Origin of the sequence: Shinella oryzae, from assembly GCF_023038235.1 — a bacterium.
Lineage (GTDB): Bacteria > Pseudomonadota > Alphaproteobacteria > Rhizobiales > Rhizobiaceae > Shinella > Shinella sumterensis.
Map to the genome: position 1 here is coordinate 521835 of NZ_CP081988.1, position 21578 is coordinate 543412.

Annotated in this window: 24 protein-coding genes; 14 read left to right on the forward strand and 10 right to left on the reverse strand. The window is 63.7% G+C overall.

Annotated elements, in window-relative coordinates; genetic code table 11:
* The first annotated feature begins 194 nt into the window (after positions 1–194).
* From K6301_RS18545 to K6301_RS18555, 3 genes are read left to right on the forward strand one after another with little or no spacing between them, the layout of a single operon-like run.
* Positions 195–1457 carry a glycosyltransferase family 4 protein gene (locus tag K6301_RS18545; protein ID WP_247222015.1) on the forward strand — a complete coding sequence of 421 codons (1263 nt, stop codon included), beginning with the start codon at positions 195–197 and terminating at the stop codon, positions 1455–1457.
* A complete protein-coding gene (locus K6301_RS18550) occupies positions 1454–2686 on the forward strand; it encodes a glycosyltransferase family 4 protein (RefSeq protein WP_247222016.1) in 1233 nt (410 codons plus the stop codon). The genes K6301_RS18545 and K6301_RS18550 overlap by 4 nt, the downstream gene beginning before the upstream one ends.
* Positions 2683–3879, forward strand: coding sequence for a glycosyltransferase (locus K6301_RS18555; protein ID WP_247222017.1), 1197 nt, complete (start codon positions 2683–2685; stop codon positions 3877–3879). The genes K6301_RS18550 and K6301_RS18555 overlap by 4 nt, the downstream gene beginning before the upstream one ends.
* Before the next feature lie 13 nt (positions 3880–3892).
* Here K6301_RS18555 and K6301_RS18560 read toward each other — a convergent pair whose 3' ends face one another.
* From K6301_RS18560 to K6301_RS18575, 4 genes are all read right to left on the reverse strand, one after another.
* Entirely contained in the window at positions 3893–4486 is a 594-nt protein-coding gene (locus tag K6301_RS18560; RefSeq protein ID WP_247222018.1) for an LbetaH domain-containing protein, read from the reverse strand.
* Entirely contained in the window at positions 4483–5763 is a 1281-nt protein-coding gene (locus tag K6301_RS18565) for a hypothetical protein (protein ID WP_247222019.1), read from the reverse strand. The genes K6301_RS18560 and K6301_RS18565 overlap by 4 nt, the downstream gene beginning before the upstream one ends.
* Positions 5764–5880: 117 nt before the next feature.
* Entirely contained in the window at positions 5881–6714 is an 834-nt protein-coding gene (locus K6301_RS18570) for a glycosyltransferase family 2 protein (RefSeq protein WP_343298958.1), read from the reverse strand.
* 10 nt (positions 6715–6724) lie between these two features.
* Complete coding sequence (locus K6301_RS18575) at positions 6725–7801, reverse strand: MraY family glycosyltransferase (protein ID WP_247222020.1); 1077 nt, start codon at positions 7799–7801, stop codon at positions 6725–6727.
* A gap of 51 nt (positions 7802–7852) precedes the next feature.
* Between K6301_RS18575 and K6301_RS18580 the strand changes: the two genes are divergently transcribed.
* The 8 genes from K6301_RS18580 (at position 7853) to K6301_RS18615 (ending at position 12742) form a co-directional block, all read left to right on the forward strand.
* Positions 7853–8056 carry a hypothetical protein gene (locus K6301_RS18580; protein ID WP_247222021.1) on the forward strand — a complete coding sequence of 68 codons (204 nt, stop codon included), beginning with the start codon at positions 7853–7855 and terminating at the stop codon, positions 8054–8056.
* A 219-nt stretch (positions 8057–8275) separates the two neighbouring features.
* Positions 8276–8485, forward strand: coding sequence for a cold-shock protein (locus K6301_RS18585; protein ID WP_241601389.1), 210 nt, complete (start codon positions 8276–8278; stop codon positions 8483–8485).
* Between the two features lie 131 nt (positions 8486–8616).
* Entirely contained in the window at positions 8617–8841 is a 225-nt protein-coding gene (locus tag K6301_RS18590) for a hypothetical protein (RefSeq protein WP_247222023.1), read from the forward strand.
* A 33-nt stretch (positions 8842–8874) separates the two neighbouring features.
* On the forward strand, positions 8875–9255 hold the full coding sequence (locus K6301_RS18595; RefSeq protein ID WP_247222024.1) for a DUF6481 family protein: 381 nt from the start codon (positions 8875–8877) through the stop codon (positions 9253–9255).
* A 76-nt stretch (positions 9256–9331) separates the two neighbouring features.
* A complete protein-coding gene (locus tag K6301_RS18600) occupies positions 9332–10141 on the forward strand; it encodes a transglutaminase-like domain-containing protein (RefSeq protein ID WP_247222025.1) in 810 nt (269 codons plus the stop codon).
* Between the two features lie 113 nt (positions 10142–10254).
* Positions 10255–11328, forward strand: coding sequence for an AI-2E family transporter (locus K6301_RS18605; protein WP_247222026.1), 1074 nt, complete (start codon positions 10255–10257; stop codon positions 11326–11328).
* Between the two features lie 179 nt (positions 11329–11507).
* Positions 11508–12245, forward strand: a complete 738-nt coding sequence (locus K6301_RS18610; protein WP_247222027.1) for a cytochrome c oxidase assembly protein — start codon at positions 11508–11510, stop codon at positions 12243–12245.
* On the forward strand, positions 12242–12742 hold the full coding sequence (locus K6301_RS18615; RefSeq protein WP_247222028.1) for a CopD family protein: 501 nt from the start codon (positions 12242–12244) through the stop codon (positions 12740–12742). Before K6301_RS18610 ends, K6301_RS18615 begins: the two co-directional genes overlap by 4 nt.
* Here K6301_RS18615 and K6301_RS18620 read toward each other — a convergent pair.
* The gene (locus K6301_RS18620; protein ID WP_370340779.1) at positions 12720–13220 is read right to left on the reverse strand and encodes a DUF2231 domain-containing protein; all 501 of its coding nucleotides are present in this window, start codon (positions 13218–13220) and stop codon (positions 12720–12722) included. The two genes, K6301_RS18615 and K6301_RS18620, sit on opposite strands and share 23 nt — an antisense overlap.
* A 78-nt stretch (positions 13221–13298) precedes the next feature.
* Here K6301_RS18620 and coxB point away from each other — a divergent pair, with 78 nt between their 5' ends.
* Genes coxB through K6301_RS18635 form a run of 3 tightly spaced genes read left to right on the forward strand, consistent with a single transcriptional unit; the run spans position 13299 to position 16764 of the window.
* A complete protein-coding gene (gene coxB, locus K6301_RS18625) occupies positions 13299–13952 on the forward strand; it encodes a cytochrome c oxidase subunit II (RefSeq protein ID WP_247222029.1) in 654 nt (217 codons plus the stop codon).
* Positions 13949–16450: a cytochrome c oxidase subunit I gene (ctaD, locus tag K6301_RS18630; RefSeq protein ID WP_247222030.1), complete on the forward strand. Its 2502-nt coding sequence runs from the start codon at positions 13949–13951 to the stop codon at positions 16448–16450. Before coxB ends, ctaD begins: the two co-directional genes overlap by 4 nt.
* A complete protein-coding gene (locus K6301_RS18635; protein WP_247222031.1) occupies positions 16447–16764 on the forward strand; it encodes a hypothetical protein in 318 nt (105 codons plus the stop codon). Before ctaD ends, K6301_RS18635 begins: the two co-directional genes overlap by 4 nt.
* Positions 16765–16779: 15 nt before the next feature.
* Here the strand turns inward: K6301_RS18635 and K6301_RS18640 are convergent, their stop codons facing one another.
* From K6301_RS18640 to K6301_RS18660, 5 genes are read right to left on the reverse strand one after another with little or no spacing between them, the layout of a single operon-like run.
* Positions 16780–17844, reverse strand: coding sequence for an ABC transporter ATP-binding protein (locus K6301_RS18640; protein ID WP_247222032.1), 1065 nt, complete (start codon positions 17842–17844; stop codon positions 16780–16782).
* Positions 17841–18764: a PfkB family carbohydrate kinase gene (locus K6301_RS18645; RefSeq protein WP_247222033.1), complete on the reverse strand. Its 924-nt coding sequence runs from the start codon at positions 18762–18764 to the stop codon at positions 17841–17843. Before K6301_RS18645 ends, K6301_RS18640 begins: the two co-directional genes overlap by 4 nt.
* The gene (locus K6301_RS18650) at positions 18765–19781 is read right to left on the reverse strand and encodes an SIS domain-containing protein (protein ID WP_247222035.1); all 1017 of its coding nucleotides are present in this window, start codon (positions 19779–19781) and stop codon (positions 18765–18767) included. It abuts the gene before it with no gap.
* 2 nt (positions 19782–19783) lie between these two features.
* Positions 19784–20629 carry a carbohydrate ABC transporter permease gene (locus K6301_RS18655; protein ID WP_247222036.1) on the reverse strand — a complete coding sequence of 282 codons (846 nt, stop codon included), beginning with the start codon at positions 20627–20629 and terminating at the stop codon, positions 19784–19786.
* Positions 20629–21513: a carbohydrate ABC transporter permease gene (locus tag K6301_RS18660; protein WP_247222037.1), complete on the reverse strand. Its 885-nt coding sequence runs from the start codon at positions 21511–21513 to the stop codon at positions 20629–20631. The genes K6301_RS18655 and K6301_RS18660 overlap by 1 nt, the downstream gene beginning before the upstream one ends.
* Positions 21514–21578: the final 65 nt, after the last annotated feature.

Consider the following 21578-nt stretch of genomic DNA (forward strand, 5'->3'; position numbering starts at 1 on the left):
TGACCGACAAGGTGACCGTTCGGGGGATGGACGACGGTTCGCCGACCGTCGGATGGGTGATGTCACCGTCCGATACGCCGGAAGGCGTAGACCGGGTGGGAGGACAACATGCCCGCTAGCGCCATTGGAGAACTTGTCGCCCGCGGCTCCGCTGCCAAGATCACGGCTCGCAGGAGAACATGCGGGGCGGCTCCATGAGGACGATCTTCGTAAACCGGTACTTCCATCCGGACCAGTCGGCGACGAGCCGAATGGTATCCGCGCTGGCATTCGGCCTTGCGCGGCAGGGCGGCAGGGTCACCGTTCTTGCCAGCCGCACGCTGCACGACGACGCAGGTGCCACACTAGCCGGGCGCGAAACCTGTTCGGGCGTCGAGGTCGTGCGGCTGCCCACCTCGCGCTTCGGTCGCGGCAGCTTGCCCGGCCGGGCGGCCGATTACCTGTCTTTCCATCTTTCGGCCTTCACCTGGCTCTCCCGCAACATCGGGCGCGGCGATGTCGTCGTCGTGTGCACCGATCCGCCGCTGATCTCGCTTGCCTGCGCACTGCCCATCTGGCTGCGCGGCGGCCGGATGGTGAACTGGGTCATGGACCTCTTTCCGGAAACGGCAATCGAACTCGGTCTTCTGCGCACTGCACCGATCCTCGGCCGGTTTGCGGCATGGCTGCGAGACCGGTCGATCACACATTCGCGGTTGACGATCTGCCCGACGGAGCGGATGGCGGACTATCTCGTAGCGCGCGGCCTGCCGGGGAAACGGATCCGCGTGCTGCACCATTGGTCGGACGCCGCCGAAATCCAACCCGTCGCGAAGGAAGACAACCCGCTGCGCGCCGCCTGGGGCTATGCGGGAAAGTTCGTCGTCGGCTATTCCGGCAATTTCGGCCGCGCCCACGAGTTCGAGACGCTGATCGAAGCAGCAACGCTTTTGAAGGACCACCCGAACGTCCGCTTCCTCATGGTCGGGGGCGGCCACAAGCTGCAATCCGTCATGGAAGCCGTCCGCGCGCGCGGCCTTGCCAATGTCGAGTTCAAGCCGTTGCAACCGGCGAGGCAGCTGTCCGAAAGCCTCGGCGTGCCGGACCTCCACGTCGTCTCGCTGCTGCCCTGCCTTGAGCACTGCATCATTCCCAGCAAGTTCTACGGCATCCTGGCCGCCGGAAAACCCACTCTTTTCATCGGCGACCCCAGGGGGAGTGTCGCGGCTGTGGTGGCCGCCGAGCGGTGCGGCGTCAACATCGAGATCGGCGACGCGGAAACGCTGGCCGGAACCATATCCGATCTCGCCGCCGACCCCGAAAGGGTTGCGGCGATGGGTGCAACCGCGCGAGCCGTGCTGGAAGCCGACTATGCCTATGACCGCGCTTTGACCACCTGGAGCGCTCTTCTCGCCGAGATCGCCGAAAAGGAACCCGTTCCGGCAGGCACCATCATGCTGGAGCACCGACCATCATGACCCAGACCGTCGTCGTCAGCCAGCTCGGTGCCCGCATGCATTATGCCGTCGCCCGCATCCTGGCGAAGGAAGGGCAACTTGGCCATTTCTTCACCGATATCTGCGGCACGAAAAGCTGGCCGGCGCTGCTGCGCCTCCTGCCGCCTGCCCTGCTGCCCCGTTCGGTGCAGCGGTTGGTCGGGCGGGTCCCGAATGGCGTGCCGCCGGAGCTGATTACGGATTTCCCCCTGTTCGGCGTCCGCTCCGCCATCCGCCGCCTGCGCATCGAGGATGCGGCGGAAGAAGCGTCGCACGCCGTCTGGGCCGGCAGCCGGTTCTCGACCCTCGTCGCAACGCACGGCTTTCACAATGCCGCGGGCCTGTACGCCTATAGCGGCGACGCACTGGAGCAGATGCAGGCGGCCAAGCGGCAGGGCCTTTGGGTGGCCGTGGAGCAGATGATCGCACCGCGCGCCGTCGTGGAAAATATTCTCGCGGAGGAGATGCGTCGCTTCCCGGAATGGGCTGGCCCGGTGCAAACCAATCCCCACGCCGAGGCCTTCGCGGCGCGCGAGCGCGCCGAATGGGCGCTGGCCGACCGTATCGTTTGCCCTTCTGAATTCGTGCGCGACCATGTCGTCGCCGAGGGTGTTCCGGCAGAGCGCTGCGTGGTCGTCCCCTACGGCGTCGATGCGACAGATCACTCGAGCACCACGGTTCGCGCACCGGGGCCGTTGCGCATATTGACGATCGGCGAGGTCGGCCTGCGCAAGGGCTCGCCCTATGTGCTGCAAGCCGCCGAACGCCTTGGCGCCGCCGTGCGCATGCGCATGGCAGGCCCCGACCGATTGCCTGAACCGGTGCGCCGCCGGTTGAGCCGGTCGATCGAGCTGAGGGGAATCGTCCCGCGCGCAGCGATTGCGGACGAATATCGCTGGGCGGACGTCTTCCTGTTGCCTTCGCTTTGCGAGGGATCGGCGACCGTCGTCTACGAAGCGCTGGCCTGCGGGCTTCCCGTTATCACCACCTACAGCACCGGAAGCGTCGTGCGCGATGGCGTGGAAGGGTTGATCGTGCCGGAGTGGGATCCGCAAGCCATCGTCGATGCGGTGCGCTACCTTGCCGACAACGAGGATGCGCGCGCGACCATGGCCGCGAACGCCCGGCTTCGCGCAAAGGAGTACACCGTCGAACAATACGGCGCGCGCCTTCTCGGCGTGCTGTCCTCACTCAACGGATCCAATGCATGAAAATCGTCCATGTCATCACTTCGATCGACCCTGACAGCGGCGGGCCGCAGGCCGTGGTGATGCGGCTCGCCGCAGCGCAGGCAAGCCTCGGGCACGATGTCCGCGTGGTCAGCCAGGCGAATGACCGGACGCTCGCCAGCGTCGCGCGGCTCGGTGCGGCCATTCCCGGCTTCCAGCGAGTCGTCTGGCATATCCTGCCGCCGCCGGGCACGATCGAAGCGATCCTGTGCCTGAAGGCACGCCCCTTCCTCGCCCGCGTTCTCGCCGACAGCGCGCAGGTGCATCTGCACGGTATATGGGAACCCATCCTCGCCTGCGCGGCGGCAATAGCCACGCGCAACGGCATTCCCTATTGCGTCTGTCCTGCGGGAATGCTCGATAGCTGGAGCCTTTCCCAGAAGCCCTGGAAGAAACGTGTCGCCCTTGCCGTCGCCTTCCGGCGCATGCTCGACGGTGCTGCCTTTCTCCACGCTCTGAATCGCGACGAAGTGAAGCTGATGCGGCCCCTCCACCTGAAGGCGCCGGCCGAGATCATTCCCAACGGTGTCTTCACCGAGGAATTCGAAACCCTGCCGGCCGCGGCTGACTTTCCGGCGCTGATCGGCTTGCCCGCCGGGCGGCGCTTCGTGCTCTTCCTGTCGCGGCTGCATTACAAGAAGGGGCTCGATCTCCTCGCAAGTGCCTTCCAGCTGGTGGCACGGCAATGCCCCGATGTCGATCTCGTCGTCGCCGGCCCCGATGGCGGCGCCGAGGACGACTTCCGCGACCTCGTGCGCCGCTTTGGTCTGGAACATCGGGTGTTCATGGTCGGCCCGATCTACGGCGGCACCAAACTGAAAGCCTTCGCGGCGGCCGCCTGCTTCTGCCTGCCCAGCCGCCAGGAGGGATTCAGCATCGCCATTACCGAGGCGCTTGCCTGCGGCACGCCCGTCGTCATCACCGATGCCTGCCATTTTCCGGAGGTCGCCGCCGCCGGCGCGGGCACTGTCGTCAGCCTCGATCCGATGGAGATCGCCACCGCTTTGATCGATGTGCTTTCCCACCCTCTTGCGGCGACAGCCATGGGATACAAGGGCCGCCAACTGGTGTTCGAGAATTACACTTGGCCGCAGATCGCGCGTCGGACGATCAGCCTCTACAACGCCTATAGGCCAGTGACTGCAAAGCCCGGCCTGGCGGCAGCAACACGATAGGGCAGGACTTGGGTCAGATGCCGTCTGCGCTCCGTCGGCGGCTGGCGACAGCCTTAGCCGGATTGCCGGCATAAACCGTCCAGGGCTCCAGTGACTTCACCGCCACGCCCCGCGCACCCAGCACCGCGCCCTCACCCACGTTCGTTCCCGGTCCGACGAAGGCTTCGGCTGCCACCCATGCCTTGTGACGCAGCGTAATGGGCCGCGCCACCAGCGGAAAGGAAGCCTTGTGGATGTCGTGTGTGCCCGTGCACAGATGCGCGCGTTGCGAGACGACGGCGAGCGCCTCGAGCGTCACCGGCGCCACATTGTAGCAGATGACACCCGGCCCCATCGAGGCGTTGCGTCCTATCGTGAGATTGCCCGGCCACCAGATGACCGTGCTGCCATGCACGATCGCGGTCGGGTGAACCTTCGCACCGAACAGTCGCAGCAGGAGATTTCGCCAGGGATGGAAGGGCGACGGCGTCCAGGCCGCAAGGCAGCGCCACGCAACCAGCCACGCAAGCCGCATCAAGCGGAAGCGCAGCGCAAAAGTCGGTCCACCGAGAAGCGGTGTGGCTCGGCCGCCCGCATCGAAGGCGGGATCGTCATAGCGCGATTTCATGAATGAACGAGCCTCCTTGATACGAACGGGTCAGCATGTCCGCTGCGGCCTCGTCTTGCGGGAACGGCCGCCAGCGCCAGCGACGGGACAAGAAACAGCACCATATGCACCCAGGCCATGATGACCCAGTCGGTCTGGTGTGACACAACATGCATCGCCGGCACGATCGACAGCATGTAGACGATCTGCCCTGCCGCCTGCCCTTCCTTGGCGCTCGCCCAGAGCCGCGCCAGGAGATAGGCGATGAGGAAGAACTTCAGCGCGCCGAAATACCAGAAGGACTGAAACGCATCGGCCATGCCGGTCTCCGTCGTGCCGGTCAGTGCGTTGTAGTCACGCGCCATGGCCGGCGTTCTCAGCATCAGCGACCGCTTCACCGCCTCACCGACGAGCTGGGAGGGGACATAGTTGAACACCAGCCGGTTCCAGTGGAACTTGCCGTAGTCGAATTCGAGCGTCTCGGCGGCATGGTCGATGCGCAGGATCGCATTGCGCACTTCCAGCCCGCCCTCTTTGAGGGTTGCCCTGAAATTCGCGGTGACGTCGATCTGGCTGATGTCCTGCCAGATCGGACTGGCGTTCTCCCGCGTGATCGCGCGGTAATCGCCCATGCTGTTCATCAGGAACGTCCCCAGCAGGACACCCGCGAGTATGATCGTTCGCGGCGCAAGCCACCCGCGATGGAACCAGAAGGCGACGGCAAAGATTGCGAAAAGCTCGACGGTTTCCGCCCGTTTGCCCGTGACGACGATGCGGTCGAGATAGAAGACGAGATCGAAAACGACAATGGACAGGGCGAAGAGCGATGTCCGTCTCGCAAGGCACAGGACGCCGATTGCAAGCCCGTAGGTCATGAGACGTGCCACGAAGAGATAGATCACCGGCACGCCGCTCATCTGCACGCCGACCACCATGTCGCCCGGCAGGCGGCTCAGCTTGAAATAGAAATATGCACCGATAACCGAAAGCGCGGCGGAGATGATCAGCAGGCGTTGCTCGCTGAAATTCCCCCGCAGGAAGGCGACCGGCTTGCGGGTAGAAATCCAGCCGAGCCAGGCCGCCACCAGGCAGAGGATCGTGAACGCCACCATCCGGTCGTAGGCGCCGCGCGGCAGGAACCGGTCATCCATCAGGCCGGGAAGCTGCGGCAGAAGAAAACTCACGGCCATGACACCGACGAGGAAGGGAAGCTGGTAGATGCGGCCCGGCGCCAGCATGCCCCACAACAAGAGCAGGGCGACCGTCAGACAAAGAAGGCAGGTCAATAGCAGGGTCACGGGCGGCCTCCTTCCCGGATGCGCGTGATCGCAAAACTCAACCGCCGGAAGGGGAGCCTCGTGCCTTCTTCTCCCGGCGGCGGCCGCAACACGGCTTGCGCCGGCTGCGACAAACGATCAGACCGGCAAACCTTCTTCCCGGCGCCGCAACTCTTCGGTCTTGATGACAATCATGTATTCGTAAGCGGCGAGCAGCCGGCAATAGTGGTAGCCTTCCTTGCCATCGAGAAAACCGCCGCGCAGCACATACATGTAGAGAAAGCGCGCCGTCGGCCGGAACGGCAGACGCATGGCCACTTCCTTGAGCGCCCGTCGTCGCACCTCCGGTACGCCGCTCAGGACATCGTGCCAGGGCACGCGCTTCTCGCGCAGGCTGACCACGGTCTCGCGCGCTTCCGACGAGGAGTAGCGGTTGTGCTTGTCGTACCAGGCATTCATGCCCTTGTTGAAGCTGTAGTGGATGAAATGCGCATTGAGCTTGCCTTCCGGTCCTTCGGTCAGACAGCGGGAATGGGCGTCGCGCTCATAGCGCACGCGATCGGGCCGGACCAGCCGCGTGATCCAGGTCGGGTAGAGGCTACTGTGCTTGATCCAGCGCCCCATGAACATGTTCTTGTAGCGGATACGGAAGGCGCTTTCGGGCCGCTTCTGATCACGCGCGATCGCCAGCATCTCATCGCGCAGGTCGGGCGGCGTCACTTCGTCGGCATCGGGCGTGTAGACCCAGGGATACTTGTATTCGATCTCCTTCAGCCCGTAGGTGCGCTGGTTCGATTCCGTGTCGTGCACCCGCTGGTAGACGCGGGCGCCGGCAGCCCGCGCAATCTCCACCGTCGCATCGGTTGAATAGGAATCGAGCACGACGATATCGTCGCACCAGTCCAGCGAGGCGAGGCAGGCGGGCAGGTTCTTCTCCTCGTTCAACGTCATGATCAGAACGGAGATCGACATCGTGCTCCTCCTATATCTGCAGCTTGATGGAAGGGCTGGCCGCCCGATCGGCACGCCGATGCGTGGCGGTTTCGACGGCGAGCACGAAGGCACTGTGCGTGACCGTGACGAGGAGCAGGCCGCCCACCATCACCTGCTGCGGCACCGCAAACAGCAGGCCGAGATAACCGACGCCTCCACACAGGAAGGAGACGAGAATGATGATGTAGCTGGTCGCGGCAGGCGACAGACCGGAATCGATCATGAGATGGTGCAGGTGCCGACGGTCCGCCGACATGGGGCTGCGGTGATCGAGCAGGCGACGCACCATGAGGCTCAGCGTATCGATGACCGGAAGGATCACCAGCCACAACAGGGATGGAAACGGCAGTCCGTCCGCGCCATCCGACAGGCGCAGGATCAGATAGGCGATGATTGCGCCGAGCCCGGTACTGCCGGCATCGCCGAGATAGACGCAGGCGCGTGCGCGCCAAGGGCTGCGCAGGTTGAAGACGAGAAAGCCGCCGACCGCCGCAAGCAGGGCGGCAACCGGAAAGACAAGCCCATCCTCCCCGGTCAGGAGCACAAGCGCGAGGATCCAGACGAGAGTGGACGCGGCGGCACCGCCGGCAAGCCCATCGACGCCATCAGCCATGTTCCAGGCGTTGATCAGCCCGACGACGAAGACGACAGAGATGACGAAGAGCAAGCCGTAGGCCGCGGGACCGGCAATCGGCAGCAGGTCACCGAGCGAAATCCGCCCGAGGCCTTCGGAGGCGATCAGCGCCAGCGCAATCAGGACCTGCGCCGCGAACCGGACACGCGCCGGCAGGGTGAAGCGATCATCCAGCACCCCGAGCGTGACGACAAGCAGCGTCGCCGACCAGAAGCCCGGCCCCACGTCCATTCCGTTGGCCGTGATCAGGTTCATGCCGGCAAAAGCCATGAAGATTGCAATCCCGCCGCACAGCGGCACGGCGCCCTCATGGATCTTCCGGTGGTCCGGCAGATCGATGAGATGAAGCGGCACCGACAACCAGCGCAACAGAACGACGAATACCGTGCTCAGCACGAGAGATGCCGAGCTTTCGAGCAGCAAGAAGATCATCTGACGCCCCTGCAATCGCGCCGATGCCCTGACCATAAGCGGTCAGGTCGCATGGGCGACGATGCAAGCATAGCGTTTGATTCGCCGGTCACACCATTCGAGCAAAAGGCCAAGACGAGCGACGCGAAGGGTGAATTCAATGGCATGGCCATCCCTGCCTACGCCCTTTCCACCCCCTGTATCCTCCCTTTGGTTGAGGGCGCCGGGATGTCGGCCAATGATCAATGCGGTGGCGGAACGGGCCGGCGAGTGTAAGTCGTCACATCACAACCAAATGACGAGATGGAATGGCGGAAAAACTAATGGTTGACGCGCCTGTCTTGCGCAGGTACAAGTGCACATCGAATTTGCTTAGAGCTTTGCTTGTTGCGCGTCTGGCACCGCGTCCTGAACGAACTTCCTTTCAAAATCGCTATCATCCTCCGGCGCGCCTTGGCGCATCGGTTTCTCAATGTTGCTATGAAAGGGTTCATCATGACCACTGGCACAGTTAAATGGTTCAATTCCACCAAGGGCTTCGGCTTCATCCAGCCCGATAACGGCGACGCCGACGCGTTCGTGCACATCTCCGCTGTCGAGCGCGCCGGCATGCGCGAGCTCGTCGAAGGCCAGAAGATCGGCTTCGACTTGGAGCGTGACAACAAGTCTGGCAAAATGTCGGCCTGCAATCTCCAGGCCGCCTGATCAGGTCGCGCTTCGCCTTGACCACGGATGTACTGGCACTGCCGGAAGCGCGTTACCCAAAGCAAGGCCAGGCAAACCGCCTGGCCTTTTGTTTTCCACTCGCCAGCCGGGCGTCACAACAGGAAAATCCAATGACCGAAAAACACAGCCTCTCGCGCCAGAGGGCCGAGATCGCGTTCAATGCCATCCAGACACCTTTCTTCGCCAAGGCCGAGGCGGTTGAGGAGCTTGCCTCCATCAGCCAGCACCGCGACGCCAAGACCCAGCGGCTCCGTGAAGCACGCCTTGCGAAGAAAATGGAAGACAGCGCATCCGCCACCGCCGCTCTCGTCGCAAAGCGCGCCACGGCGCGGTGACGCCTTTCCACCCATAATAGACAGGACGAAAATTTGAAGAACGCCAGAGACAACCAGCTTTCCGACCGCCGCACGGCATCGGCCGATGCGAAGTCGGCCCTGCTGAAAGCCTATCGCGCGGCCCAGGTCACCGCGGCACCCGCCCGAGCGGAACGCCAGGCTGAACGTGCGCTCATCGCCGCCGCACGCGAGGAGCGCCGCATCGAGCGCGAACGCGTGAAAACGGAAGAGCAGGCACGGATCGCCGCCGAAGAGGCCACTTTGCAGGCCGAAGCACAAGCAGCCGCGCTTGCCGAGACGCACGCCCGCGAGACCGCCGAAAAAGCGCGTGTCGCACGCGTGATCGAAGACGAGGCGGCGCGAAAGGCAGCGCGCGACCTGCGCTACGCAAACCGCAAGGCTCGGCGCGCATAGGTCTCCTGCGCCCTGAATGGAACGCCAAGCATGCGAGAGCGTTGCGGGTCATTACTGCTGTTTCAGGGGCATACCAATGAAAATACACGCCGGCTTCGATATCGGTTACGAATGCGAGAACGACACGGCCATGCTGCTGGTTCTCAACATCCACCCCAGCCGGCGCGCCGATCTGCTGACGGAGCAGGTCCTGACCTTCGACCGTCCGATCGAGACATGGGAATATCTCGACGGGTTCGGCAATGCCTGCAGCCGCATCGTTGCGCCTTCCGGCCTTACGACGATCTCCAGCCGATTCGAGATCTACGACAGCGGCCTGCCGGATCCCGTACCGGAGAACGCCGTCCAGCATGACATCAAGGATCTGCCAGACGACGTCCTGGTCTTCCTGCTCGGCAGCCGGTACTGCGATACGGATCGGCTGTCGGATTTCGCCTGGAAGCGGTTTTCCGCCATGCCGCTCGGCTGGCCGCGTGTGCAGGCGATCGTCGACTTCGTGCACAATCACCTGTCCTTCGATTACGACAAGGCCGACCCGCTACGAACCGCATATGGCGGGTTCAACGATCGGACCGGTGTATGCCGTGATTTCGCACATCTCGCGATCACGCTTTGCCGGTGCATGAACATTCCCGCCCGCTACTGCACAGGTTATCTCGGCGATATCGGTGTCCCTAGGGATCCGCATCCCATGGATTTCAGCGCCTGGTTCGAAGTGTATCTCAGCGGTCGCTGGTACACGCTCGACGCACGCCACAACACGCCCCGCATCGGTCGCATATTGATGGCGACGGGCCGCGATGCGACAGACGTCGCGCTTTCGACGGCGTTCGGGCCCGCCCGCCTGATGCGCTTCGAGGTCGTGACGGAGGAAGCGGCAGGGTAGCTGCCGCCCTCGCAAGGACGGTTTCCCCATTGTCCTTTGCTTGAATCTGTCTTTATTGTTCACCCGCGACGTCCTGCATCCGCAGGGTGAACCGCTCAGCCAGCAAGGCAACCATGTCTGTTCAACGTACCAGCTTCTACATTCTTCTGACGCTTCTGACGGTGGCGTTCGTCTGGCTCCTCCTGCCCTATTACACCGCGATTTTCTGGGCACTCATTCTCGCCATCATCTTCTTTCCGGTTCACGCGGAACTGGAGCGGAGACTGGGCGGTCGCAGCAGCATTGCCGCCCTGCTGACGGTCCTGTTGTGCATCTGCCTCGTCATCGTGCCCGCCATGGTCATACTCGGCTCCCTCATTCAGGAGGGCACGAGCCTCTACGAGAAGATCAGCAACAAGGAAATCGACCTGAACGCCTATCTCACGGGCATTCAGAATGCATTGCCGGCAAGCGTCGACAATTGGCTGAATTCGATGCGGCTCGGCGGTTTCGCAGAGTTGCGCGAGCAGATCTCATCGGCCTTCATGCAGGCGGGCCAGTCGATTGCAGGAACCATTTTGAGCTTTGGCCAGAACGCCCTGCAATTCTTCGTCAGCTTCGGCATTTTGCTCTATCTGCTGTTTTTCCTTTTCAAAGATGGCGCCGCGCTCGGCGTGACGATCCGCAAGGCGATACCGCTGAGTGACGACTACAGCCGCAAATTCGTCGACAAGGTCGCGGATGTCGTGCGCGCCACGGTCAAAGGCAACATCATCATCGCGATCGTCCAAGGCACCATTGGCGGCGTCAGCTTCTGGGCCCTGGGTATCGAGGGCGCCCTTTTGTGGGGTGTCGTCATGACGTTCCTGTCGATGTTGCCCGCGGTCGGTGCGGCGCTGGTCTGGGTTCCGGCCGCGATCTGGCTGTTTCTCGCAGGCGCCTGGCTGAAGGGCGTGATCCTGGTTCTCATCGGCGTGTTCGTGATCGGGCTGATCGACAACCTGCTGCGTCCACCGCTTGTGGGCAAAGGAACACGGCTGCCCGACTATGTCGTGCTGATCTCGACGGTCGGTGGCATTTCACTGTTCGGCATCAACGGCTTTGTGATCGGTCCGCTGATCGCCGCCCTCTTCATCTCCGCGTGGTCACTCTTTACCGAGGAGCAGAACATCCAGAAAGCAAGGCCCACGGATATAACCGCCCCGTAGATTTTGCGCTATCCGCGTCGTCGGCCGAAAAAAGTAGCCAATTGATGGACTTGCCGCAGCAGCGACCTATGTCGCTTCGGACAGGGGCAATTCGGGCGGCGCGGCGACGCCGGCCGAAGCACGCGGGCCGATCGGCCCGCTCGTGATGCCCAGGCGTGAAGCACCGAGCGGAGAGAACGATGCCGAACGACGAAATCTATTGCGGACCGGCGCCGGATCTTCTGTCGCTGCCCTGGCGCTGGAACTTCGATCCCGTTCTGCTTGCTGCGCTGGCGCTGCTCTCGTTCGCCCTTTATCGAAATAGCCGCGACGGGGTTCATCGCAGCTATGCCGCCGCCGCCATGGCGGTACTGCTCGTCGCCTTTGTGTCGCCGCTCTGCGCGCTGGCGTCCGCGCTGTTCTCCGCCAGGGTGCTTCACCACATTCTGCTCGTCGCTGTCGCAGCGCCTCTTCTGGCCCTTGCTCTGGGCCGACTGCCGTGGCGCCCTCGCGCGCCGCACGTGGCGTTTGCCGCCCACACACTGCTGTTCTGGCTCTGGCATTCTCCGGTTGCCTATCAGTTGGCGCTCTCCTCCCATGCCGCCTACTGGCTGATGCAGCTTTCGCTGCTGGGCTCGGCGGTCTGGCTCTGGATGGTCGCACTCGACCAGCGCACTTCGGCCGGCAATGCCTGCGCGCTTTTGTTCGGCACGGTCCTGCAGATGGGCATGCTGGCTGCCCTGCTCACCTTCTCACGCAGTCCGCTCTATGACGCGCACGTGTCGACGACTGCGGCGTTCGGCCTTTCACCGCTCGAAGACCAGCAATTGGCGGGCGTTCTGATGTGGGTTCCGGCCGCCGGCCCCTATCTCGTCGCCATGCTGTGGCGCATCCGCATTCTGCTTTCGCAGAACAGCCTCGACAGGCCGGCGTCGTGATCGCGCTTGCCAAATTCGTGCATATCGCCGCCATCGCAATCTGGGCGGCCGGCATCGTCAGTCTGCCGGGACTTTATGTGCAGCGTGCCCACGCAAAGGATGAGGACGCGCTCTTGCGTTTGCAGCGGCTGGTGCGGTTCGCCTATATCGGCATCATCTCGCCGTCAGCGTTCGTGGCCGTTCTGACCGGAACGATGCTGATCTTCCTGCGCCAGACCTTCGAGCCCTGGTTCTCCGTCAAGCTCGCGCTTGTGGGCCTCCTCGCCATCCTGCATGTGCTGACGGGCCTCGTCGTCATCAGGCTTTTCCGCGATGGCGAAATCTATCCGACCTGGCGTTTCATCACAGCCACGATCCTCAGCGGCGGGGTCGTCATCGCGATCTTCTTTATCGTTCTGGCAAAGCCGGCGATGGATCTCGCGATTTTCGACGTGCTCTCCGAACCGGGCGGCCTGAAGCGTCTCTACGACGAATTCAATCCTTTGCGGAAACCATGAGGCCGACGCCGTGATCGAAGATGAGCTTGCCGCCATGCCAACCCGCCATTCCCGTCAGGACTGCTGCCAGGCCGGAAAGCAGGAGGCCCTGCGGGAGGACGTCGAGTGGGTTCATGACGCGCGTGCCCCAGTTAGCGCCCATCACGGCGATGAGGGTCATGGCGGAAATGGCGTGGGCCCAACTGGCCGCGCGCGCGCGAATGCCGGGTACCAGCAGCAATTCGACCGTGCCGACGAGGCCGGCCGCCATGCCAAGGAAAAATGCGCCGCCGGAAGACCACAGCCCGACACGAAGCCAGAACGTATCGCCCGTCCACCAGTAGAGCATGTCGACGCCAAGCGTGGCGAAGACGAAGGCGATGGGAAAGTGCACGCTCATGGCATGCAGCGGATGCCCGCTGATGGCGACCAGCGAACTGGCATCCTTCTCCTCGACCTTCTGGATGACGGGATTGTCCTTGTCCTGCGTTTCTTCCATGCGCATTCTCCCTTCCCGCCGATAACCGTACGACAAGCAATCGGGTTCCGTACCGTCCTTGCCTTTTCGTTCCCCCTCATGCTCGCCGGCTGCACGGGCGACCTTTCCGCGCTCGATCCGGCCGGCCCCTTTGCCGGCGCCATCGCGAACCTCTGGTGGCTGATGCTGGCCGGCGCGGCGGCAATCTTCCTGCTTGTCCTCGGGCTTTTCCTGCTTGTCGTTTTCCGGCCGGGGAGCGGGAGGCGGGTATCGCCGTCCCGCTGGATCTGGATGGGAGGGATCGCCTTTCCGCTCATCACACTGATCGCGCTGATCGGCCACGGACTGATGCGTGGCGAGTATATCCTCAACCTCGGGATCGGCGGCGCGCCGTTCGAGGTGGAGGCACGCGGCAGCATGTGGCGCTGGGACTTCCGCTACGCCGAGGGTGCGCGGGCAAGCGAAGGCATCCTTCACATTCCGACGGGCAGGACGGTCGTGGTGACGGCGACCAGCGATGACGTGATCCACAGCTTCTGGGCGCCGCGGCTTGGTGGCAAGATCGACGCGATCCCGGGTCACGCCGCCACGGTGCGCATCCTCGCGGACCGTCCGGGCATCTATGGCGGCATCTGTTCGGAATATTGCGGAACCGGTCACGACGGGATGGTGTTCGAAGTGCATGCGCATGCACCCGAGGACTTCGCGGCCGTTCTGGCCGGTCTGCCCGAAGCGCAGGAGCCAGCCCGATGACGCAATCCCCCCGCAAATCGGCGCTGCGCCTCCACCGTGAGCTGACGGCCATCTGGGGCACGCCGCCGGGATGGGGCTGCCTTCAGGCGGTCAACCACACTGTCATCGGCAAGCGCTTCATGATGACGGCCCTGGTCTTCTTTGCCATCGGCGGCATCCTGGCCATGTTGATCCGCACGCAACTCGCCACGACGCAGAGCGCATTCCTCGACGCAGCCAGCTATGCGCAGGTCTTCACCATGCATGGCGTGGTGATGATGTTCCTCTTCGCCATTCCCTTCTTCGAGGGGTTGGCGATGTACCTGCTGCCGAAGATGCTGGGCAGCCGCGACCTCGCGTTCCCGCGCATGTCGGCCTACGGCTACTGGTGCTACCTTTTCGGCGGCACGTTTCTCGTCGGTGCGCTCGTTGCGGGCGTCGCGCCCGATGGCGGCTGGTTCATGTACACGCCGCTGTCGTCATCGACCTATTCGCCCGGCGTCAATGCCGATGTCTGGCTGCTCGGCATTACCTTCGTCGAAATCTCGGCGCTGTCCGCCGCAGTCGAGATCCTCGTGTCGGTGCTGAAGCTTCGCGCGCCAGGCATGTCGCTGACGCGTATGCCGATCTTCGCCTGGTACATGCTTATCGTGGCCGGCATGATGCTGATCGGCTTTCCGCCGCTCATTCTGGGGTCGATCCTGCTGGAAGCGGAGCGGGCTTTCGGCCTGCCTTTCTTCGATCCGACCCGCGGTGGCGATCCGCTGCTGTGGCAACACCTTTTCTGGCTGTTCGGCCACCCCGAAGTCTATATCATCTTCCTGCCGGCGGCCGGCGCGCTCTCGACAATCATTCCAACGCTCGCGCGTCGCCCGCTCGAAGGTTACGAGATCGTCGTGGCGGCGGTCATCGCCCTCGCATTTCTCTCCTTCGGACTTTGGGTCCACCACATGTACACGGTCGGCATTCCCCATGTCGCGCTTTCCTTCTTCTCGGCCGCCAGCGGGCTGGCGGCGGTTCCGACGGGCGTTCAGATTTTCGCCTGGCTTGCCACGCTCGCTCACGGCAAGCCGCGCATGTCGGTGCCCATGCTTCACATATTCGGCTTCATGTTCGTCTTCGTCCTGGGCGGGCTGACCGGCGTCATGCTCGCCATGGTGCCCTTCGACTGGCAGGCGCATGATACGCATTTCGTCGTCGCACACCTGCATTACGTGCTGGTCGGCGGCTTCGTCTTTCCCATGCTTGCTGCCGCCTATTACTGGTTGCCGCACATCTTCGGCCGGCAGGCCGTGCAGCATCTTTCGCACGCCGCCTTCTGGATGATCTTCATCGGTTTCAACCTGACCTTTTTCGCCATGCACCTGACGGGACTGCGCGGCATGCCGCGGCGCATCTCGACCTATCCGCCGGAGGCCGGCTGGGAAACGCTCAATTTCGTCTCCTCGATGGGCGGCTTCATCATGACGACGGGCTTTGCCCTCGTCGCACTTGACCTGCTGCTGCTCGCCGTTTTCGGAAAGCCCTTCCGCCGCAATCCGTGGCGGGCCGGCACGCTGGAATGGGCCATGCCGACACCGCCACCCGCCTATGCCTTCGCGTCGCTTCCCGAAATCTCGGCCCGCGCCGACCAGCTCGATCCGGACAGGCTCGGGCCGGTGCTGGCGTCGGGACAAGGATATCTTGGCGCGACGCGGCACGGCTGGATGGAGATTATCGGCGTCGACATGGTGACGGGAAAGCCCGAACAGGTCGTCGTCCTGCCAAAGAGAACCTACCTGCCCTTGCTGACGGCGATCGCGACCGGAAGCTTCTTTGCACTTATCCTCGTGAAGCTCTACTGGCTCGCGCCCCTCGCGCTGCTGATCGTCACGGCGCTGTTCCTGCTCTGGACCCGCGATTGCGGCCTGAAATCGGATCTGGGCGATCTCGCTGTCGGCCATGGCACCCACCTTCCGCATCACTACCAGACAGCGCAGCCTCCATCCTATTGGGCAATGGTCTTCACCCTTGCCGCTGACGCCACGCTCTTCGCGTCGTTGCTGTTCGGCTCGCTCTTTCTCTGGCTGTCGGCCCCGAACTGGCCGCCTGAAAGCGTTATCCCCATAGATGCCACGACATCGGTGATTTCGGCGGTCGCCCTCATCGTGGCCGCAGGCTTCGGGCGTGGAGCCTTCACGAGCCGAACCGTAGGAAATCTCTGCATCGTCGCGGTCGCCTATGCCGTCGCGCTCCTGGCTCTCGGCTATGTCCTCATCGAGATCCACGCCGAAGCGACACGGCACGCGGCGGTGGCAAGCATCTTTGCCGTCAAGGCCTATGCGGTCCTGCATATCTTCGTCGGCCTCATCCTGTCGCTGTTCTGTCTGTGGCGTGTCAGACGCGGATATGTCTCCGTCCGCAGGGACCTCGATTTGCGTCTTGGCCGCCAATGGCACCTGTTCACGCTCACCACGGGCGTGATCGCCCTGGCATTCCCGTTCGTCATCAACCTCCTCGCCGGAGGGGCAGGCCCATGAGCGGACGCGCGCTGTTTGGCATTCTCATTGGCTGGATCGGCTGGGCGGGCGGGTTTTTGCTTCTCTACGCCCTCCAGGCGACAGGGTGCCGGGCCGGGTGGGACGGGCATCTGCTCGGCCCGATCTCTGCGCTGCGCCTGTTGCTGATCATCACGACGGTGGCAATCGTCCTTGTGCTGATCTGGTTCACCGTGAAGGCAAATCGGCATGGCTCGACGTCTTCCTTGGAGAGGATCGGTGTCCTGGCAAACAGCGCGGCAATCCTCGCCGCGCTTTGTTTTACCGGCGTGATTTGGCTGCAGCTCTGCGCGTGAGGTGACCGAAAACGGTCAGTTGAGACGCTGCTCGGTTTCGGCATCGAAGACATGAAAGGCCGTGGCATCGGCATTGATGGTGATCTCGTCCCCGGCCTTTATGCCCGCGTCCGCCGGCATGGCCGCCACGACACGCTGATCGCCGATCCGCGCGGTGACGACGAGTTCCGGTCCGGTCAACTCGGCAACCTCGCAGCGCGCGTCGAGGAACAAGGGCTCGCGCGATTTGCCGATCGCTTCCGGGCGGATGCCGAGTGTGACGCGACGGCCCGGCGCCATGGCTTCCAGCCCCGCAACGGCTACCGTCGCCGTCGTCCCGTCGATCGTCACACCACTGTCTCCCATCGTTCCGGCAAGCAAGTTCATGGGCAGCGCGCCGACAAAGGTCGCGACATAGAGCGTCGCCGGACGATTATAGATGTTTTCAGGCGTGTCGAGTTGCTCGATGCGTCCGTTACGCATGACAGCGATGCGCGTCGCAAGCGTCATCGCCTCGATCTGGTCATGCGTCACATAGACGACCGTCGTCTTGGTCAGCTGGTGCAGGCGCTTCAGCTCGGTGCGCATTTCCAGGCGCAGCTTGGCGTCAAGGTTGGACAGCGGCTCGTCGAACAGGAAGATCTTCGGATTGCGCACCAGCGCGCGGCCGATGGCGACCCGCTGGCGCTGGCCGCCTGAAAGCTGGGCCGGCTTGCGATCCAGCAGGTTTTCGATCTGCAACAGGCGTGCCGTCTCCAGCACCGCCCTGTCCCGCTCGGCCTTTTCGACCTTGCGCATTTCCAGCCCGAAGCCGATGTTTCGATGCACGGTGAGATTGGGATAGAGCGCGTAGGACTGGAAGACCATGGCGATGTCCCGGTCCTTCGGATGCACGCCGATGATCGAGCGCTCATCGATACGCACGTCGCCGCTGGTCGGTTCGCCGAGGCCTGCGATAATGTTGAGCAGGGTGGACTTGCCGCAACCGGAAGCGCCGAGCAGAACAAGGAATTCCCCGCTTTGCAGGGCGATGTCGATGCCCTTCAGCGTCTCGACCGGACCGTAGCTCTTGCGGATTGCATCGATGGTCAGGGTGCTCATGCCAGGGCTTTCTGCTGGGTCGCTTCGTAACGTCGCGGATGGGTCGAAATGGCGCGCGAGGCAACGCCTGTTCCTGCTTCAAGGCTCGCCTTCACGCCCTTGCCGTCCGCATAGGCCGCAAGAAAGGCCGCATTGAACACATCGCCGGCGCCGATCGTATCGACCACGGCGACCCGCGGCGCGTCCACATGGGTCACGGCACCATTGCCTTCGATGGCAATCGCCCCCTTAGGCCCGCACTTTACAACCACGAGACTGTCGGCCGGCATTCCCTGCTGCAGGATATGACCGGCCTCGACGGGATCGGAAACACCGGCAAGGTTCGTCGTTTCCACTTCGTTGAGCAGCGCGATCCGGCAACGTGACAGCCACGACGCGGCGGCACGCCTGTTGCCGTCGGTCCACCCCTCCAGCGGCCAACCCGTATCCAGTGCGACGAAGATGTCATGGCGATCCGCCCAATCGAACAGGCCGGTATAGTCTTCCACCAGCTTGTCGGTGAGGAAGGAGCCGCAAAGAAGGGCAATACCGCCGCGAAGACGTTCGCCGTCGAGCACCGCGAAGACATCCTCCAGGCTGAACAGCGGCAGGTGGCCACGCGTCGTGAAGAAGGTTCGCTCGCCATCCGGATGGGTGATGCCGACGGACAGCGTGGTGCTTTCGCCGTGCACGGGCCAATGTTGCGCGTGGTCGCCGAAGCTTGCGGCAAGCCATGTGCCGAACTGATCCCGGCCGATGCTCGCGGCGATCTCGAAGGGTGTGCCGAGCGCCATCCACGCCAGCGCCGTATTGCCCGCCGATCCGCCGACCCGCAGTTCGTCGTGATCGACGATAATTTCGGTTCCCGGCTGCGGCCAGGGCGCGGCCGGTCCCATGATGAGGTCGACATTGACGTTTCCGATGACGGCGAGCGGTCTCACTCATTCGCTCCGGGTAATCTTGGTCGACCGCACCGGCGTTCCCGCGTCGGGAACGCGTGCTTCAGCGAAAGCGATCATGAGGCGCTGCGCCGTCGGCAACATCGCGAAGATCGCGGCAAGGCCGTTCGATGCCGGAAAGGCGATCGTCGAGGCGCCCGCAACCGGTGGCCGGCCGGAGCAATCGAACATCACGAGTTTGGCGCCGGTACCGGCAACGGAAACCGCCATCGCGGTCACCAGATCGGCCGTCTCGTCGTCACCGCGGAAGAGGATGACGCCCATCTCGGGAGAGAGCATTTCCATCGGCCCGTGGCGCAACTGCCCACCCTCCAGCGAGAAGCTTGGTACCCGGGAGAGTTCCGCAAAGCCAAGCGCGATGGCTTCGGCCATGCCCTGCAATCGGCGGCCGGACGTCACGACCGACTGAACATCCGAAAGGGTGGCGACAGCCTCGTCGATCGGCGGCGCCAGGGGCGTCTCAAGGGCTGCGAGCGCCGTCGAAACGTCCTCGCCCAGTGCTGCGAAAATGGCCAGATGCAACGCAAAACTGATGGTGAGGCTGCGCGTCGCGGCGAAAGCCTGCTCGGTGCCCCCCGCACCCACGAGGCAGGGAGCACTGCGGCCGAGGAAGGAGCCGCTCTCAAGCGTGAAGCCGAAGGTATCGGCATTGCCGCCCGTCTCCGCAAACCAGCGCAACACTTCCGCGCTTTCGCCGGACTGCGAGGTCATGAAGACCGTCCGCCCCTCCAGGGAAAGCGGTGCGGAAAGCTGTTCCGACAGGGGCACGGCGATGGCATCGATGCCAAGGGCGCGGTAGAGCGGCTCGACGGCCCGTCCGACCGCGTGCGAACCGCCCATGCCGAGCAGCAGAAGCTTGCCCGTCCGCTTCAGGCTGGCAGCGGCCTTTCCGGCCACCTCGGCGCTGCTGCGGAAGGATGCGATGGCATCGGCATGCTGGCGTGCCATCTCGCGATCGATTGCCTGAAGCCCCTCCGGCCGGTTTGTCGTCTCGGTCATGGTCATCCTTTCACACCGCCGCTGGTGAGGCCCGAAATCAGGGCCCGTTGCATGATGAGGCCGACCAGCACCGGCGGCAGCGCGGCAAGCACGCCAGCCGTCGCGATCAGCCCGTAATCAGAAACCCTGCCGCCCGCGAGTTCGGCGATCGCCACCGTCAGGGTTCGGGCGCGCTGATCCGAAGTGAACAGCAGCGCATAAAAGAACTCGTCCCAGGCCAGCAGGAAGGCGAAGAGCGCCGAGGTCGCGACGATGGGCATGGCGAGCGGCAGGGTGATGATGCGCAGGGTCGCAAACAGGCTCGCGCCATCCATCATCGCCGCCTGCTCGATCTCGCGGGGAATACCGTCGAAGCCGGACTTCATGAGCCACGTCGTGAAGGGTGCCAGAATGGTCAGATAGACCAATGCCAGCCCGAAGACGGAGTTGAGCAGTCCGAAGGACGCGAGCGCCATATAGAGCGGCACGGCAAGCGCGACCGGCGGCAGCATGTAGGTGGCGATTACGAGCGACAGGGACCAGCTGATGGCGGGGGTGCGCGAGACGGCCCATCCGGCCGGCACCGCAAGCGCAATGGCTGCGAGTGTCGCCATGCCGGCAACGAGGACGCTGTTGACCAGCGAGGCGACGAAGTTGGCGCCCGCACTGTTGGGAATGCTCGAAAGCAGTGTCGCGTAGCGCGAGAAATCCATCGCGCTCGGCCACCAATTCAGCGGTCGGGCAACGAGATCGGCGGCCGGCGAGATGCTCATCACGAAGAGCCAGAAAATCGGTGCGACGATGACGACGGCGAGAAGCAGCGCCGCGGCGTGAATGAGGATGGAAGCGAGAAGGCTGCGGCGTTCCATCAGGCGGCACTCCCCGCCGTGCGGCGCACCAGCATGCCGTAGCCGACCGCAAGCACCGTCACGATGAGCGTGACGACCAGGGCAAGCGACGCCCCGGAGCCCGCGCGCTGGAAGGAAAACGCCTCCTGGTAGACGAGGATCGACAAGGTCCGCGTCGAATTGGCCGGACCACCGCGCGTCATTACCCAGATGATGTCGAACACCTTGAACGCCTCGATGGTGCGCAGCACCAGCGCAACCATCAACGGGCCGGCGAGATAGGGCAGGATGACGAAGCGGAAACGCGCGAAGGGGCCTGCGCCATCGACGAGCGATGCGGCCGTGATATCACGCGGCACCGCCTGGAGCGCGGCAAGCGCGATGAGTGCCACGAGCGGAAAATTCTTCCAGCAGTCCGCGACGATGAGCGCGGTCATGGCCGTGCCCGGCTCGCCCAGCCAGGAACGATAGCTGTCGAGCAATCCGATCTGCGTGAGCGCGGAATTCAGCGCGCCGTATTCGGGATTGTAGATCAGCCGCCACAAAGTTGCGTTGACCACGGTCGGCAGCGCCCAGGGCAGGATCAGCAGGGCGCGCAGCACGGCACGGCCGTAGAACTGCTGGTTCAAGAGAAGGGCGGCCAGAACGCCGATCACCATTTCCGCGGTGACGGAGATGACGGCAAACCATGTCGTGGCAAAGAGCGCACGCTGGAAGTTGCTGCTCGACAACATCTTCACATAGTTGTCGAGCCCGACGAAGGCGCCGCCGGTCCCGACGAGCTTGGCGTCGGTGAAGGAAAGCCGGACGGTATCGATCATCGGCCAGCCGATGACGGCGGTCATGATGATCAGAAGGGGCAGCATGAGAAGCCACGCCCGGGTCGTCATCCAGGTGCTGGACATCACGTCTCTTCGTCGCTTGTCGGGGTAATATCGTGCGGGTGGCCGAAGCCACCCGCAAGCGCTCA

Excerpts from the sequence above, each read along its gene's own strand:
- K6301_RS18545 (WP_247222015.1), top strand. The coding sequence starts at position 195 with ATGAGGACGATCTTCGTAAACCGGTACTTCCATCCGGACCAGTCGGCG.
- K6301_RS18550 (WP_247222016.1), top strand. The coding sequence starts at position 1,454 with ATGACCCAGACCGTCGTCGTCAGCCAGCTCGGTGCCCGCATGCATTAT.
- K6301_RS18555 (WP_247222017.1), top strand. The coding sequence starts at position 2,683 with ATGAAAATCGTCCATGTCATCACTTCGATCGACCCTGACAGCGGCGGG.
- K6301_RS18560 (WP_247222018.1), bottom strand. The coding sequence starts at position 4,486 with ATGAAATCGCGCTATGACGATCCCGCCTTCGATGCGGGCGGCCGAGCC.
- K6301_RS18570 (WP_343298958.1), bottom strand. The coding sequence starts at position 6,714 with ATGTCGATCTCCGTTCTGATCATGACGTTGAACGAGGAGAAGAACCTG.
- K6301_RS18575 (WP_247222020.1), bottom strand. The coding sequence starts at position 7,801 with ATGATCTTCTTGCTGCTCGAAAGCTCGGCATCTCTCGTGCTGAGCACG.
- K6301_RS18580 (WP_247222021.1), top strand. The coding sequence starts at position 7,853 with ATGGGCGACGATGCAAGCATAGCGTTTGATTCGCCGGTCACACCATTC.
- K6301_RS18585 (WP_241601389.1), top strand. The coding sequence starts at position 8,276 with ATGACCACTGGCACAGTTAAATGGTTCAATTCCACCAAGGGCTTCGGC.
- K6301_RS18590 (WP_247222023.1), top strand. The coding sequence starts at position 8,617 with ATGACCGAAAAACACAGCCTCTCGCGCCAGAGGGCCGAGATCGCGTTC.
- K6301_RS18600 (WP_247222025.1), top strand. The coding sequence starts at position 9,332 with ATGAAAATACACGCCGGCTTCGATATCGGTTACGAATGCGAGAACGAC.
- K6301_RS18605 (WP_247222026.1), top strand. The coding sequence starts at position 10,255 with ATGTCTGTTCAACGTACCAGCTTCTACATTCTTCTGACGCTTCTGACG.
- K6301_RS18610 (WP_247222027.1), top strand. The coding sequence starts at position 11,508 with ATGCCGAACGACGAAATCTATTGCGGACCGGCGCCGGATCTTCTGTCG.
- K6301_RS18620 (WP_370340779.1), bottom strand. The coding sequence starts at position 13,220 with ATGGAAGAAACGCAGGACAAGGACAATCCCGTCATCCAGAAGGTCGAG.
- coxB (WP_247222029.1), top strand. The coding sequence starts at position 13,299 with ATGCTCGCCGGCTGCACGGGCGACCTTTCCGCGCTCGATCCGGCCGGC.
- ctaD (WP_247222030.1), top strand. The coding sequence starts at position 13,949 with ATGACGCAATCCCCCCGCAAATCGGCGCTGCGCCTCCACCGTGAGCTG.
- K6301_RS18635 (WP_247222031.1), top strand. The coding sequence starts at position 16,447 with ATGAGCGGACGCGCGCTGTTTGGCATTCTCATTGGCTGGATCGGCTGG.
- K6301_RS18640 (WP_247222032.1), bottom strand. The coding sequence starts at position 17,844 with ATGAGCACCCTGACCATCGATGCAATCCGCAAGAGCTACGGTCCGGTC.
- K6301_RS18650 (WP_247222035.1), bottom strand. The coding sequence starts at position 19,781 with ATGACCGAGACGACAAACCGGCCGGAGGGGCTTCAGGCAATCGATCGC.
- K6301_RS18655 (WP_247222036.1), bottom strand. The coding sequence starts at position 20,629 with ATGGAACGCCGCAGCCTTCTCGCTTCCATCCTCATTCACGCCGCGGCG.
- K6301_RS18660 (WP_247222037.1), bottom strand. The coding sequence starts at position 21,513 with ATGTCCAGCACCTGGATGACGACCCGGGCGTGGCTTCTCATGCTGCCC.